The organism is Salinimicrobium sediminilitoris, from assembly GCF_020866905.1.
GTDB lineage: Bacteria > Bacteroidota > Bacteroidia > Flavobacteriales > Flavobacteriaceae > Salinimicrobium > Salinimicrobium sediminilitoris.
The window spans coordinates 121,535-137,142 of sequence record NZ_JAIVCC010000009.1; the positions used below are offsets into that span (position 1 = coordinate 121,535).

The window sequence follows — 15,608 nt, forward strand, 5'->3', positions numbered from 1 at the left end:
TAGAAAATTTATAAATGGCGCAGGATACTTTCGGGATAGTAGAAAAAAAAGTAGATAAGGAACTTTATGGTTATCAGCAGGAAGATATCGATAAGATATTCAAGGTGATTGAAGCACATCCCGAACGTTATAATCTCCTTTATCAATTACCCACAGGCGGTGGTAAAACAGTGATCTTTTCGCAGATTGTGCGGGAATATATCCAGAGAACCAATAAGAAGGTACTCATCCTAACCCACCGTATCGAACTCTGTAAACAAACTTCTAAAATGCTTACGGGGTTTGGAGTACACAATAAGATCATCAATTCTACTATAAAGGAATTACCAGACCAGGATGAATACATGTGCTTTGTTGCCATGGTTGAAACCCTCAATAACCGGCTAAATGACGAAAAGGTGGAACTGGACAACCTAGGGATGGTAATTATTGATGAAGCCCATTACAATTCCTTTAGAAAACTTTTCAAGTTTTTCAATAAGTGCTTTATTCTTGGGGTGACGGCCACACCGCTTAGTTCCAATATCAAGCTACCCATGAAGGATAATTACCGGGAGCTTATCGTGGGGGATTCTATTAGCAGTCTTATTTCAAAAGGATTTCTTGCCAAGGCTAACACTTATAGCTTTGATGTTGGGCTTTCCACACTTAAGGTGGGGATTAATGGGGATTATACCGTAAAATCTTCCGAAGAACTGTATTCGAATTTCAGCATGCAGGAAAAACTTCTGGATGCTTATATGGAGAAATCCCAGGGAAAGAAAACCCTTATCTTCAACAACGGGATTAATACCTCCAGGGAGGTTTATGAAACCTTCCGTAATGCCGGATACGATGTTAGACATCTCGACAATACCACGAGTAAACAGGACAGGAAAGAGATCTTACGTTGGTTCAGGAAAAAACCCGATGCTATTCTTACATCGGTGAGTATTCTTACGACCGGTTTTGATGAACCCACGGTGGAATCTATCATTTTGAACAGGGCAACAAAATCTCTTACGCTTTATTACCAAATGATTGGGCGGGGATCCCGTATACTTCCGGGGAAAAGTGAATTTACAGTTATTGATCTTGGAAACAACGCTGCCCGTTTTGGACTTTGGAGCGCCCCTATTGACTGGAAACAGATCTTTAGGTCTCCAGATTACTTCCTGGAAAACCTTATTAGTGACGAAGAAATTGAGCAGAATTTCCGTTACGAAATGCCAAAAGAGCTCCGAAATAAATTCGCAAACAGTAAAGATGTTTCTTTTGATGTTGATGAGGAGTATGACGACATCATCAAAAAAGGACTTAAATCAAAAGCAGTTTTGGAACGTTCTCTTGAGCAGCATGCTAATATGTGCGTGGAGAATAGCGAAGATGTTTTTGATGCGCGGCTTCTGGCAAAAGAACTCGAGGAAGATATCGCCTATAGAATTAGAAAATACTCTTACTGTATTAGCAACAGCACGAAAAACTATCGTGATTGGCTAAGGGAGGATTATATGCGCAAGCTAAGGCTGAAGATAAATCAGGCGGAATTTTAATCTCCAAAAATCCTACCTTCTTAAAAATGACATTTTACATGGGTGTCCAAAATGCCATTTTTGACACCCTAAGAAAACAACTCCCAGTTTTGAAGTAATATTACGGTTAAGGTTATGTTCTCTCCAATTTTTGCATTAGGAGCCAGGTTAATGAAGAAGTCTGAAGATTTGTTCTGTTTCGGGTTTTAATGAAAAAGGTTCAACCGTCGATTCCCACTATCTATACATGGTTTTGACTTTTACTCTTACCCTCGTCTTAATTCCGCTTAATTATTTTTCTTGAACAGGCCTTTTATCTTTTTAAACAAACCTTTCTTTTCCTCTTTTTGAGCCTTACGCGGCTTGTCTGATTTTGTAAATAGTCGCTCCAGGAAGTTATCTCGTTTTTCGGGTTCACAGTTGAGCATCATTTGAACAGTAGAAGATGGTGTTCCGAACTTTGCCTGGGTTATTTGATTAAACTGGGGATCTGCATTCATTTTCTGCATTAGAAGGGCGAAGGCCGGTAGAGCAGAGTTTGCACCTTGTCCCACATAGGTAGAAGGGAAGCCAATACGGGCGTCATCTGTTCCTGCCCAGGTCACCGATACCAGTTCGGGAGTAATGCCAACAAACCACCCATCCCTGTTGTTTTGGGTGGTTCCTGTCTTTCCTGCGATGTCATTAGGTAAATTGTATTTGTACCTCAATCGTGAAGCTGTTCCCTCGTTTACAGTACCTTTCATCATCTCTATCATGACTTCCCGTGTAGTGTTGGAAAAAGCAGCCCGGGGAGCAACTTGTGGCTCAAAACTGGCAATCACATTTCCATATTTATCCTCGATTTTGGTGAGGTAGTAAGGTTTCACAGGTTTTCCCCGGTTCACATAACTTGAAAAAGAGCTGGCAAGTTCGGCTACATTCATTTCAGCCGTTCCCAGGGCAATAGAAGGGTAGGCGGGAAGATCTTTTGGGAACATCATCTTTTTAGCCTGGGAAAGTACATTTCCCAGCCCTACATCAAAAAGGACTTTTACTGCTATAGTATTAACCGATTGTGCCAAAGCTGTGGCCATGGGATAATTCATGTAAGGATCTTCTTCCTCACTTCCCGAATTGGAAGGGGTCCATCCACCTTCATAAGTTACCTCACGAATGGAATAATAAGTACAGGGGTCAATTCCCGCTTCAACTGCTGCTGTGTAGACCACAGGTTTAAATGTAGAACCAATTTGCCTTCGGCTTTGGGTAACATGATCATATTTAAAATATTCATGGTTTATTCCTCCCACCCAACTTTTCACAGCTCCGGTTGTAGGTTCCATATTGACCATACCCATGTTCAGGAACTTCATATAATGCTGAAGGCTGTCGGCAATACTGGCCGAAATCAACTTTTTTTGTCCCCAGTCAAAGAGTTCCATATCGGTTTTGCGGTGAAGGGAGTCGAGTATTTTCTCTTTGCTCCAACCGGCATCGGCCAGGCTTTTGTATTGTTTGCTCTTCTGCAGTGCTTCCTCAAGGAGTTCCTTCCGTTTCCAGGGTGCATTTTTTCCGTAGGCTTTTTCAAATTGATTTTGAAGGGTAGCCATATGTTCCTGCATGGCTTCTTCAGCAAGAACCTGCATTTCATAATCTATTGTAGTATGAAGCTGAAGTCCATCCCTATAGAGGTTGTATGGTTCTCCATTTTCTTTTATGAGGGTATCCAAAATATTCGCCACATCCTTCTTTAGCTGGCTGCGGAAGTAAGGTGCGACTCCGCCATTATTACTAAAATACTGGTAGTTGAGGTCCAGTGGCTTGACTCTTGCCTTTACGTATTCTTCTGAAGGCAAATAGCCATACTTGTTCATTTGTGAAAGGACAACATTCCTTCTTTCCAGGCTGCGTTTGGGGAAAAGTCGGGGGTTGTAGTAATGAGAAGCTTTTAAAGAACCTACCAAAGTAGCAGCTTCTTCCAGCTCAAGTTCTTTGGTGCCGGTATTAAAAAATTTCATGGCAGCACTCTCGATTCCGTAGGTATTATCACTAAAAGGAACGGTGTTAAAGTAAAGTCCAATGATCTCCTCCTTGGTATAGATATCCTCAAGGCGTTCGGCAATTATTGCTTCCCTTACCTTGTTCACCACTATACTTAAGTGTCCATAATCATTCCTTCCAAAAAGATTTTTTGCAAGCTGCAGAGTAATGGTACTACCACCTCCCGACGATTTATCTCCCATAAGAATGGTCTTAAAAAATACGCGGAGAAGACTGCGGTTATCAATACCTGTGTGTTCATAGAACCTCACATCCTCGGTAGCAACAAGGGCATCAATTAGATGTTGAGGTAATTCCTCGTAGAGCACAGGTTGCCTGTCAAAAATGTAATATTTCCCTATTAATTTCCCTTCAGAAGAAAAAACCTCGGTAGCTTCATTTTGTTTAAGGTCCTTTAGTTCCTGGGTGCTGGGAACTTTTCCCCACCAACCCCAGTATATGCTCAGGAAAAAGAATCCGAATACAAGAAAAAGTCCTAATAACGAACTTAACACCCATTTTTTGACAGGCGTCAATTTCACATTTTTAAATTTCATAGATTAAGTGTCTGTCAAATAAACGAAGACTTACAAAAATAATTCCGAATGTTTAAAAAACTTTAGGATTTGGAATTTCCCAAAACCCTGCTAATGTTTTAAAAGGAAAGTTTAAATCATTTTTGCTGCGGGAGAAATTTTATAATTTTAAAGAAATGAAGAGAATAGGCCATAATAAAACAGTGATTCTCATTACATCGGGGCTTTTACTCTTTGCAGCAGGGTTCCTTTTTACATTTAAAGGGGAAGCTGAAAGGTATCGTTCGGGAATCTCCACTGCAGTCAAAGTTGAAGAAACCTGGAAATTACCCTCCCTCCTGAAAGAAGTCTCGGGAATTGCTTTTTTGGAACCCGGAAAAATCGCCTGCGTACAGGATGAAAGAGGCAGTATTTTTATCTATAACCTGAAGGAATCTACTATTGAGAAGGAAATAAAATTTGCAGGCAAGGGAGATTATGAGGGGATAGCTATTAAAGAGGATGTAGCTTATGTTCTGAAAAGCAACGGAATGATTTATAAAATTGCAGACTTTTTGAATTCTGCAAAGGTGGAAAGCTTTCAAACTTTCTTTAGTTCCAAAAATGATATGGAGGGACTGTTCTATGACAAGTCTCAGGACCGGCTTTTACTTGCTGTTAAGAGCAAAGATCCCAATTCTGATGATCAAAAAGGTATATATGCGGCTCAATTACCTTCTTTGCAGGTCAAAGAAAAACCTGTTTTTAAACTTACTTTTAAGGAGGAAATTTTTGATGATATTCTTGAGGAGGACATTGGAGAAACCTTCTTTCCTTCGGAAGTAGCAATAAATCCTTCAAGTGGAGAAGTATTAATACTTGAGGCACGGGAACCGAGGTTACTTATTTTAGACCCCTCGGGTGTGCCAAAAAATCTTTTCCGTCTCAACAGGAAGCTATTTCCGCAGCCTGAAGGTCTTACCTATGACACTTCCGGCAATCTTTATATTTCCAATGAGGGAAAACCAGCGACTATACATCGCGTAACTTTAACCCCCAATTAATTTTATGGCTGATACTATCGAAACCCCTTCAGTAAGACAAAGTAAAGCACCATTATACATTTCCCTGGTTATCATAGTTGCTCTGGTGTTGAGCTATTTTTTCATTCCCCAGGTTCAGGAATTTCTTAGTACGGGCTGGAGCGTTCTCACCAGTGGTGATGAACAGCGCACCCGCGAATGGGTTTCCCAATTCGGTTGGTTTGGACCTATAGTAATAGTGATCACCATGATCCTGCAAATGTTCCTTATTGTTATTCCTACTCCTCTCCTTATGGTGGTGACCATTCTTGCGTATGGGCCTTGGATAGGAGCCGCGATTCTTTTTGTTGCCGTTTTCCTCGCTTCCAGTATAGGATATTTTATAGGCCGCTATTTTGGACCGGTGATCGTTGAAAAGCTTATAGGCCATAAAACTGAAAAAAAGATCTCCGATTTTATCGATGACTATGGCTTCTGGACCGTAATTGTAGTGCGGCTGAGTCCTTTTCTCTCTAATGATGCTATTAGTTTTGTGGGAGGAGTTTTAAAGATGGGCTATTGGAAATTTATTGGTGCGACCATGATTGGTATTTCTCCCCTTATCATATTTGTCGCCTATCTTGGAGGAGATTATGAACGCCTTAAAACAGGACTTATCTGGACTTCTATAATAAGTTTGATATTATTCATAGCTTTTGTGTGGTGGGATAAAAAGGTGAGAAAGAATAGAGCTTAGGAGTATCATTTTATCTGTTTAAAGCATCTGAAAACCATTTTTTTACATGGCTTTATTAAAGTTAAAACCCGCTATTTTAGTTAATTATTTGAATCTTGTTCAAAGAAAAGCGTGGGGTTATTCTTATTAAACTGTGATTTAACTTATTAATTGTCATAAATTTACACCAGAGGTTAACCGATAATTCTTTCTTCCCCGCACTTGATCTTTTTATGATCCATCCTTATCACCTCTTTTCCTCTATGTGAATTGTTAGTTTACTGAATTAATAATCTCAAAAACAATTAACTATGAAAAATTTTCATTTCAATTTAGGAAGACTCATTTTTCTGGTTTTGGGTATTACCCTGGGAAGCTGCAATGTCTATCACTCAGCTCCGGGTACTGTTAATGAGGCCGTAGAATCAGAGAATCGTGTGAGATTAGTTACAAAAGACAATAAGGCTTTTGAGTTAAAAAATTTGCGAAAGGAGGGAGAAGAACTGGTAGGGACTACCGGAAAAAATTCTGAAACCGCTAAAATGTTGAATGGCCGGGAAAAAAACCGGGTAGGTAAAAATGTAGAAATAGTGTTTCAACGTGATGAAATTATGGCTGTTTACCTAAAGAACAAAAAAATGTCCAGATGGGTAAATTATGGTGTACCTGTTATTGGTACCGCCGGAATTATCGGAGTAACATCCTCAAATTTTAAACCCGATGTTGGTTTTTAATTAAAAGAAAAACTGTTTGAAGATCCTGCTGATATGATGGGCAAGTTTGCAGAGATCTTCAAACAGTCTATTTTAATAGAATTATATGTACTTTTTAAAGTCTCTGCGCCACAGCCTGAACTTCATCCAATACTCTCAGGAGATTTTCACCCCAAAGCTTTGCGATCTCTTCCCGGGTGTATCCTCTTTTTAGTAATTCCAGGGTAACGTTCAAAGACTGGGAAGCATCGCTCCATCCTTCAATGCCGCCGCCGCCGTCAAAATCTGAACTTATCCCAACATGGTCAATGCCTATTTTTTCTACCAGGTAATCCACATGATCTATAAAATCTGTAACATCTACCGGCGGAACTTTCTCTTTTACCTTCTGAATCTTAGGCTGCGCCAGTTTTCTCACCCTTCGGAAGTCATTGTAATAAGCTTCGCGTTTTTTCTCATCCAACTTTCTTACTTCGGCCCAGGGTAGGAGCTTAAAGCCTACTTTTTCTCCTACTTCTGTATACACTTTATTTACAGCTGCATCGTATGCATTGTGCTTTTCGGTATTGAGATAGGAATCAAAAGCCACCGTTTGAATTACTCCCCCGTTCTCCTTTAGCCATTGCAGTTGCTCATCATCCAGGTTACGACTGTGATCACATAAGCCTCTGGCCGATGAATGGGAGGCGATCAAAGGAGCTTGTGATAGCTCGATCATTTGTCGCATAGCTTCCTTGGAAGGGTGGGAGATATCTATCATCATTCCAAGGCGGTTCATTTCTTTTACTACTTCTTTTCCTAATTCACTTAATCCTCCATGCAACCACTCATCCCCGGCTTCCCCGGTGTTCGAATCACAAAGTTGACTATGGCCATTGTGAGATAAAGACATGTAGCGGGCCCCAAGATCATAGAACTTTTCAACGTTATTAATATCTGTTCCAATAGGATAACCATTTTCCACTCCAATCATAGCTACCTTTTTTCCCTGGGAAACCAAATCCCGTACTTCTTCACTTGTAGTAGCCAAACCTATTTGATTTGGTGCAATTTCCTTCACCAGGCGGTGAATAGCTTCAAATTTGGACATAGCAATATCATGAGCATTTTTATAACCTGCTGCATTCAATTCTTCCTGTCCTGTATAAACAATAAGCCAGGTGACATCTATGCCTCCTTTTTCCATTTTTGGCAGGTTTACCTGGGTCTCTAGGTCCTTAGTATAGTTTTTCTGAGCGGTAAAATTCTTAACATTAATGTCATTATGGGTATCGATAGTGATCACTTCGTTGTGGATCTCCTGTGCTTTTTTCATTAGAGCTTCATCGGTAGTTTGCGCATTTGCAGCAAAAGCTGTAAAAAATATAAGCAGGTATTTTTTAGAAAACATAAAGTGTGATTTGGTTTAAGATGCTCAAAATAGCAATTTATTTTCTTATTTGAATTTTTAAAACTGGCTTAAAAAATAGAAGAGATTATTTTTTTGTTCATATCTCCCGGTTTGTCAGGGGTAAGGAGAAATAAGAGCAGGTTTTTTTAATAAAGATTCGGTTATTTATTTTCTTCTTTATACCTTGTTAAAAATTTAACAGGAATTGCTTAGTCAGGAGTAACATTTAAACAGGCAGATCATGAAAATTAGATATTGCAATAGCGTAATAAGAAACAATTACGGATACGGCCTAACCATGATAGGTTTGGGGATTTTTGCTGTTTATATTAATAGTAGTTCAGTTTTTAGTTATCTCTGGATCTTTTTAGGGATTCTTCAGGCAGGAACATCTTATTATCGGCAACGAAATCAATATCTTACCATTAAAGAAGACAAACTCATTAGACATACCATAATACCTAAGAGTATTGCACTTTCAGATATTCGTCGTGTGAAAAAATTTATGGATAGCTATAAGATTGAAACTCACAATCAATCCCTGCGTATTGAAAAGAATTTCATTGAGAAAGAATCCTTACATAAGCTAAACCTTTTCCTGGAGGATTTTAAGCCAAAGGTCTCCGCTACGCTAAGGTAATTGTAGGCAGCTGTCTCCTGTAGAAACTCTTTTTCCGGCTCTTTTTTCTGAATAAGGGTATTTCTGAAGGTTAATCTTCAAGACTGAAAATTTGCAGCTTCAAGGTGCGTTAACCGTTTAATGCAGCAACTGTGTAATTCTTTCCTACTGAATTATTTTAAAATTACAAATGGACCTTTCCAGGATTTTTGAGACCGAACGGCTTATTCTGCGTCCAACGACCACAGAAGATGCTGCGTTTATTTATGAACTTCTCAATACTCCAAAATGGCTGCAATTTATTGGAGATCGAAATATTACTTCTGTTGAAGAAGCAGAACAGTATATAATTGATAAAATGCTACCTCAACTGGAGCGTCTTGGGTTCTCCAACAACTGCGTGATTCGCAAAGAAGATGGCGCCAAAATTGGCACCTGCGGACTTTATGACAGGGAAGGAGTTGAAGGACTGGATATAGGATTTGCCTTTTTACCTCAATATGAAAACAAAGGTTACGGTTTTGAAGCCGCGAGTAGGATCATGAAATTCGCGCTTGAAGAGCTTGAGGTGAGGACAGTTGCGGGAATTACTTCAAGAGAAAACCTGGCTTCCCAGAAGCTCCTTAAAAAATTAGGAATGAAATTTAGTGGAGAAATCAATTATCAGGATGATCAGGAAAAGAGCTTTTTATTCCGTTTATCCGTACCGGGAGATCAATAATATTTTTTTCCTTTTTGATCATTTGGTTTTCTTTATTTTTACAAGGACATCCAGAAACGCCATTTTTGGATGAAGATATTTATTAAAAGCTTTAACCATTTCCCCATGAAAAAGATATTTTTTCTTTCATTTTTATTCTCATGTTATTTTTCGGCTACTGCACAAGTGATGACCCCGGAGAAACTGTGGGCTTTGGAGCGCGTTTCTGCCGTTGGACTAACCAATGATGCTGAAAAGGTGATTTTCAGGACACGCTCATATAGTATTGACGACAATTCCGGTAGTTCAAAGACATTTGTGATTCCGGTAAAAGGAGGAGAACCAGAGTTGGTCAGGAACATTGACAGCATTTATTCAGATGGAAAAGTTTCTCCTTCCGGAAAGTGGCAAATCCTTCCGAAGGAAGTGGAGGTGGAACCGGTGAAGGGTGAAGATTTTTATCCAGAGCTGGAGAAATCTGAAGTTTATATTTATGATGATCTTAATTACAGGCACTGGGACAAATGGGAAGATGGACATTACAGTCACCTGTTCCTAAAAGATCTTTCTACCGGCGAAGAGATCGACATCATGGAAGGTGAGCCGCATGATACACCGCTTCAGCCTTTTGGTGGCCCCGAAGATTATATCTGGAACAATGATGGCACAAAGGTGTATTATGTCTCAAAAAAGGTAAAAGGAAAGGAATATGCTGTGAGTACAAATACAGATATTTATGCCTATGATCTTGCAACAGGAACTACTTCAAATCTTACTGAAGAAAACCAGGGTTACGACACCCAGCCGGCTTTTTCTAAAGATGGTGTACTGGCATGGCTGCAAATGGATGAACCAGGCTATGAGGCAGATAAGAATGATATCATCATTTTACGGGATGAAAAGCAAATTAATCTAACCAAAAATTGGGATGGTACGGTTAGCAGTTTTACATGGGGTAATGATGGCAAAACAATATATTTTTTAGCTCCGGTAATGGGCACAAAGCAGCTTTTTGTGCTGGATACTTCTAAAAAAGGTGCTTCTTCAATCAAACAACTTACAGAAGGACAATTTGATATTACAGGTCTGGTAGGGCAGGCGGGGAACACCATGGTAGTTTCCAGAACCGATATGAACCATGCTGCCGAACTATACACGGTTAATCTAAAAAATGGGAATCTTACCCAGTTAACTCACATCAATGATGATTTTTACAACAATATTGAGTTAAGCATGGTAGAAAAAAGAATGATCCCGACTACTGATGGGAAAGAAATGCTCACCTGGGTGATCTATCCTCCCAACTTTGATCCCAATAAAAAATATCCTACTCTTCTTTACTTGCAGGGAGGACCACAATCTCCTCTTTCTCAATTTTATTCCTTTAGATGGAATTTTCAATTAATGGCTGCAAATGGTTATATAGTTGTAGCGCCCAACAGGAGAGGAATGCCTGGGTATGGCGTAGAATGGAATGAACAGATAAGCGGCGATTGGGGTGGACAGAATATTCAGGATTATTTGTCGGCTATCGATGCGGTTAGTGAGGAGCCTTTTGTAGATAAAGAACGGATTGGTGCTGTTGGGGCCAGCTATGGAGGCTACTCCGTATTTTACCTTGCAGGTATGCACAATAATAGATTTAAATCATTCATTGCACATGATGGTATCTTCAATATCCGTAGTATGTACGGTACCACCGAAGAACTCTTTTTTGTGAATAAAGATCTGGGTGGGCCTTATTGGGAGACACCTACACCAAGAGCTTACACCGATTTTAATCCCATCAATTTTGTGGATAAATGGAATACTCCAATTATGATCGTACAGGGAGGAATTGATTTTCGGGTGCCGGTAGGACAGGGGCTTGAGGCATTTCAGGCGGCACAATTGCGGGGCATCAAAAGTAAGCTGCTTTATTTTCCCATGGAAAACCACTGGATCTTAAGTCCCCAAAATGCAATTGTTTGGCAGAAGGAATTCTTCAAATGGCTGGAAGAAACACTTAAATAGTTTATTTTTAATAGACTACCGGAAATGATCTAATTTTAAATAAAAATTTTTTAAAGAATTTATTCTTGAACCTTTACCAGTAGGATAAAATATAATTTTTTCGACCTTTGATATTAAATTATTCATGATGAAAGTAAGGACCTGTCCAAATTGCGGTTATAAGTATTCTTTTTGGCTGCACCTGCGAAAACATTTTTTCCAGAACGTTTTTTCCGCCTGGGACTGTAAGAACTGTGGCGCAAAATTGACTGTTGATGCAAAAAGGAGAATACTTCTTTTAGTGATTGGTGTTCTGCCGGTAGCTGCACTTCCTATTCTGGCAGATTTTTTTATGGGCTATTATCTTGGAAGCCCTACCAGTTGGACTGTTGCTATTGTTCTTGTCATTATTTGGGGGACCTTTATTTTTAGCCTGGATCACTTTTACCTGGCGGAAGGTAAAAAGGTCAAAGATGTTTAGTTCCTTAAGGAGAAAAAGAGCAGACAATTTTAAATTTCGTTTGGCAACAGGCAACTATATAATACCATAAATGGATTATCTCGCTTTCGCTCGTGTTCTTCATGTTTTGGCGGTAGTACTGTGGATAGGTGGAGTAGCTATGGTCACAACTGTGATCATTCCGGCAGTGAAAAAAATGAAGTCAAAAGAGGAGCAAATGGAGACCTTTGAAAAGATAGAAGGGCGATTTTCCATGCAGGCTAAGATCACTACATTGATCACCGCAATTACCGGTTTTTATATGCTGCATCTGTACGGCTGGGACAGGTTGCTCTACCTTAGGTTCTGGTGGATCCATGCCATGATCCTGGTCTGGCTTATTTTCACAATTGTTCTCTTTATTCTCGAACCTTTCATTTTACATAAATTATTCAGGAAATACGCTACTAAAGATCCGGGAAAAGCGTTTAAAATTCTTCATAGAGCGCATTGGGTCTTACTCATTTTGAGCCTTGTTACCGTCCTGGGTGCAGTTGCAGGAAGTCATGGCTGGTATTTTATCAATGGATCCTAAGAAACCTATAACCATGCCTATCAAAAATGTCATTTTTTTCCTGTTTTTTCTGAATGCCATTCCGGGGTTGGCTCAAAATAGTGCCTCTTCCAATGTTTCAACTTTTAAGATAGAAGCGCCTCAGCTCGATACCATAAGGACCATAAGGATTTATCTTCCGGCAGGCTATGAGACGTCACTGGAAAATTACCCGGTGTTGTACATGCATGATGCACAGAATCTCTTCGATACCACCACTGCATTTTCGGGAGAATGGAAAGTAGATGAATTTATGGATGCTCAAAAAGGGCAAAAAGTGATTGTGGTTGGGATTGACCATGGGGATGAAAAGAGAATTGCAGAACTCACTCCCTTTCCAAATGAAAAATATGGCGGAGGGGAAGGTGCTGCCTATGTAGATTTTCTTGTTAACATCTTAAAGCCCCATATTGACAGTAACTTCCGCAGCCTTCCTGAAGCAGAAAACACTGCTATCTTGGGTTCTTCTCTGGGCGGCCTAATCTCTTTTTATGCCGCGTTTGAATATCCAGAAGTATTTGGCAAAGTAGGGGTTTCATCGCCTTCCTTCTGGTTTAGTGAAGAGATTTTCGGTTTTGCTGAAGCTTCAGAAATCCCTAAAAATTCCCGCTTTTATTTTGTTGCGGGTACTGCCGAGAGTGAGGAAATGATATCCGATCTGTTAGAAATAAAACAGATCTTGCTGAAGAAAGATCTTTCCGCAGAAAAGCTTCAAATAAAGATTGTGCAAGATGGGAAGCATAATGAAGTATTTTGGAGCCGGGAATTTCCTGAAGCATTTGAATGGCTTTTCCTGAACCCCGGGCGCGATCAATAATGTGGTTCAAAAATGGTATTTTTGGAGGTGCCCGAGTAGCAGTCTAATCAAAATCTCAACAATTTGCCACGACCCCAACGATCTCTGGAACCTAATAAATACAAATTTCGGGAGAGTTTTGTTTCCCTCAAATTTGTGCCGAGGTTCTTCAGGGAGATTAGAAAAGTCAATCCAAAACTATTTTATCTCAATATTTTATGTCGGCTCATAAATGCTGTTCTCCCGGTTCTTATGCTGTGGGTAGGAAAATTGATCATCGACGAAGTTGTGCTGCAAATTGGTGCCGATGTAAAGGATCTTGACCGACTTTGGGTTTTGGTCGCTGCCGAATTTTTGCTGGCGGTACTATCAGATCTCCTCAACCGCGGAATTAGCCTGATCGATGCGTTGCTTGGAGATCAATATTCGATCGATACCTCTGTGCGGATCATCAAGAAAACTTCAGAAGTTAATCTCGATGAACTGGAAGATTCAGAATTCTACGATAAGCTGGAAAGGGCCAGGCAGCAAACTACGGGTAGAGTAGGTCTCATGTCAAATATCCTTACCCAGGCCGAAGATATTATTGTTATTGTTTCATTGTTGGTAGGAGTTGTGGCTTTTGAACCCTGGTTAATCATCCTGCTGGTGGTTTCGATCATTCCCACAATGATCAATGAAGTGAAATTCAGCGGTACCAGTTACTCCCTTGCCCGAAGCTGGACACAGGAGCGGCGGGAACTTGATTACCTTCGATACGCCGGCGCCAGTGATGTAACTGCCAAGGAGGTGAAACTTTTTGGTCTTTCGGAATATATTGCCAACAGGTTCAAAGGATTATCCCAACGTTATTATGCGCAGAGCAAGCAGCTGGCAAAACAAAGAGCCGGCTGGGGCTCATTTTTTAACGTCATAGGAACTTCAGCTTATTACGCGGCCTATGTTCTTATTATTTTTAGAACGGTGGCAGGAATTTTTTCCCTGGGAGATCTTACCTTCCTTGCAGGGTCTTTTAACCGGCTTCGGCAAAAGCTGCAGGGATTCTTTACCCGCTTTACTATGATTACCGAAACCGCGCTTTACCTTCAGGATTACTTCGATTTTCTGGATCTGAGTTACCACAAACCGACTGCTGGCGGTCAACCCCTTCCGAAGGAGATCAAAGACGGATTTGAGTTTATTAATGTCGGATTCAAATATCCAAAGTCTGAAAGATGGGTAGTAAGAAATATTCATTTCAAGCTGAAGGCAGGGGAGAAACTGGCTTTTGTAGGAGAGAATGGTGCGGGGAAAACTACTTTGATCAAACTCCTGCTGCAGTTTTACGAGCCAACAGAAGGAGAGATACGGCTGGATGGAATTCCTATTAAACAATATGATAGAACAGCGTATCAAAAATATTTTGGAGTGATCTTTCAGGATTTTGTGAAGTTTGAGCTAACCTTAAGGGAGAACATAGCCATGGGAGAGATCACAGAGATCCAGGACCAGGAGAGAATTGAAGGGGCGGCCTCAAAAAGTCTTGCAGACCAGGTGGTGAGTGAACTTCCTTTTGGATACGATCAACAGTTAGGGAAGCGGTTTAAGCAGGGGAAGGATCTTTCGGGAGGACAGTGGCAAAAAATAGCCATTGCGAGGGCTTATATGAAAGATGCCGAAGTTCTTATTCTTGATGAACCAACCTCGGCCCTTGATGCGCGTGCCGAGACTGAGGCCTTTGACAGGTTTATTAAACTTACTGAAGGCAAAACTGCGGTGATCATTTCTCACAGATTCAGTACCGTAAGAATAGCCGACAGGGTCATGGTTTTAAAGGATGGAGCAGTCCTGGAGATTGGAACGCATGAGGAGCTCATGGAAAATAAACAGTTATACTCGGAACTTTTCAATCTACAAGCCGCAGCTTATAAATAAAATTGTGGAAAATCCTGAAAGTTAGGATAGATCCTTCTGAAAACCCGGGAAAAGAACTTCTGAAACTTTTTTCCAATTTTCTTCTTAAAAAATGCATTTTGGAGTAACTTTTCTTTGAATTTACGTCAAACCTGTAAGTAGATTCCTAAAAGATGAAGTTAGAGGAAGCCATTCAAAGGTTAGACCGTTCTACGGGAGTGCCCGGCTCAGGAAAGTCAGTAAAAATTAAGCAGCGTTTCAGCAATATTTTGCAGGAGGTGAAGTATAAAGATCTACCTCCGGAACAACTTGCACTTCTTGAACAGGAGCTAGATTCAATTTTTTCGGGAGTTGATTTGCAAGCTGAAAAAGTAGAAAAGTATTTACGATTACGCCTGGAAGGTTTGCTCAAGTTCCTCCGCAAGAAATTTGCTCTGGTGCCCGAAGGTTACTGCGCCATGAACGGAATGCGATTTGGACTTGCAGCCGGTTTTGTCCTACTATTAGTTCTTCTTGTTTTTATCGACTCGGTATTGAAATATTACAGTCCCCTTAGCGGTTTACTTTTAGGAGTGATGGTGGGTTCAATATGCGACCGAAGACGCAAAGCCAGAGGAAAGGCACTTCTTACCCGTATGGTTTAATTC

At 40.3% G+C, this 15,608-nt stretch carries 14 protein-coding genes; 12 read left to right on the forward strand and 2 right to left on the reverse strand.

Going from position 1 to position 15,608, the window contains the following annotated elements:
• The first annotated feature begins 14 nt into the window (after positions 1-14).
• Complete coding sequence (locus LA313_RS10470) at positions 15-1,532, forward strand: DEAD/DEAH box helicase (protein ID WP_228914665.1); 1,518 nt, start codon at positions 15-17, stop codon at positions 1,530-1,532.
• Positions 1,533-1,798: 266 nt separating this feature from the next.
• On the opposite strand, the gene LA313_RS10475 is transcribed toward LA313_RS10470, so the two are convergent.
• Complete coding sequence (locus LA313_RS10475) at positions 1,799-4,090, reverse strand: transglycosylase domain-containing protein (protein ID WP_228914668.1); 2,292 nt, start codon at positions 4,088-4,090, stop codon at positions 1,799-1,801.
• A 155-nt stretch (positions 4,091-4,245) separates the two neighbouring features.
• Here LA313_RS10475 and LA313_RS10480 point away from each other — a divergent pair, with 155 nt between their 5' ends.
• The 3 genes from LA313_RS10480 to LA313_RS10490 all read left to right on the forward strand — a co-directional run bounded on the left by LA313_RS10480 (position 4,246) and on the right by LA313_RS10490 (position 6,540).
• Positions 4,246-5,112 (forward strand): SdiA-regulated domain-containing protein, encoded by an 867-nt coding sequence (locus tag LA313_RS10480; RefSeq protein WP_228914670.1) that lies wholly within the window; start codon positions 4,246-4,248, stop codon positions 5,110-5,112.
• Between the two features lie 4 nt (positions 5,113-5,116).
• Positions 5,117-5,827, forward strand: a complete 711-nt coding sequence (locus LA313_RS10485; RefSeq protein ID WP_228914672.1) for a TVP38/TMEM64 family protein — start codon at positions 5,117-5,119, stop codon at positions 5,825-5,827.
• A gap of 290 nt (positions 5,828-6,117) precedes the next feature.
• Positions 6,118-6,540, forward strand: a complete 423-nt coding sequence (locus LA313_RS10490) for a hypothetical protein (RefSeq protein ID WP_228914674.1) — start codon at positions 6,118-6,120, stop codon at positions 6,538-6,540.
• A gap of 94 nt (positions 6,541-6,634) precedes the next feature.
• On the opposite strand, the gene LA313_RS10495 is transcribed toward LA313_RS10490, so the two are convergent.
• On the reverse strand, positions 6,635-7,909 hold the full coding sequence (locus LA313_RS10495; protein ID WP_228914676.1) for a dipeptidase: 1,275 nt from the start codon (positions 7,907-7,909) through the stop codon (positions 6,635-6,637).
• Positions 7,910-8,150: 241 nt separating this feature from the next.
• On the opposite strand from LA313_RS10495, the gene LA313_RS10500 reads away from it, so the two are divergent.
• The 8 genes from LA313_RS10500 (at position 8,151) to LA313_RS10535 (ending at position 15,605) form a co-directional block, all read left to right on the forward strand.
• Complete coding sequence (locus tag LA313_RS10500; RefSeq protein ID WP_228914678.1) at positions 8,151-8,549, forward strand: hypothetical protein; 399 nt, start codon at positions 8,151-8,153, stop codon at positions 8,547-8,549.
• Between the two features lie 169 nt (positions 8,550-8,718).
• Positions 8,719-9,249 carry a GNAT family N-acetyltransferase gene (locus LA313_RS10505; RefSeq protein ID WP_228914680.1) on the forward strand — a complete coding sequence of 177 codons (531 nt, stop codon included), beginning with the start codon at positions 8,719-8,721 and terminating at the stop codon, positions 9,247-9,249.
• A gap of 105 nt (positions 9,250-9,354) precedes the next feature.
• Positions 9,355-11,241 carry a S9 family peptidase gene (locus LA313_RS10510; protein WP_228914681.1) on the forward strand — a complete coding sequence of 629 codons (1,887 nt, stop codon included), beginning with the start codon at positions 9,355-9,357 and terminating at the stop codon, positions 11,239-11,241.
• Positions 11,242-11,365: 124 nt separating this feature from the next.
• Positions 11,366-11,701: a hypothetical protein gene (locus tag LA313_RS10515; protein ID WP_228914684.1), complete on the forward strand. Its 336-nt coding sequence runs from the start codon at positions 11,366-11,368 to the stop codon at positions 11,699-11,701.
• Positions 11,702-11,771: 70 nt separating this feature from the next.
• On the forward strand, positions 11,772-12,254 hold the full coding sequence (locus tag LA313_RS10520; RefSeq protein ID WP_228914686.1) for a hypothetical protein: 483 nt from the start codon (positions 11,772-11,774) through the stop codon (positions 12,252-12,254).
• Between the two features lie 13 nt (positions 12,255-12,267).
• Positions 12,268-13,089 (forward strand): alpha/beta hydrolase, encoded by an 822-nt coding sequence (locus LA313_RS10525; RefSeq protein WP_228914688.1) that lies wholly within the window; start codon positions 12,268-12,270, stop codon positions 13,087-13,089.
• A 63-nt stretch (positions 13,090-13,152) separates the two neighbouring features.
• On the forward strand, positions 13,153-14,982 hold the full coding sequence (locus LA313_RS10530) for an ABC transporter ATP-binding protein (protein WP_228914690.1): 1,830 nt from the start codon (positions 13,153-13,155) through the stop codon (positions 14,980-14,982).
• A 152-nt stretch (positions 14,983-15,134) separates the two neighbouring features.
• Positions 15,135-15,605 (forward strand): hypothetical protein, encoded by a 471-nt coding sequence (locus LA313_RS10535; RefSeq protein WP_228914691.1) that lies wholly within the window; start codon positions 15,135-15,137, stop codon positions 15,603-15,605.
• Positions 15,606-15,608 lie beyond the last annotated feature (3 nt).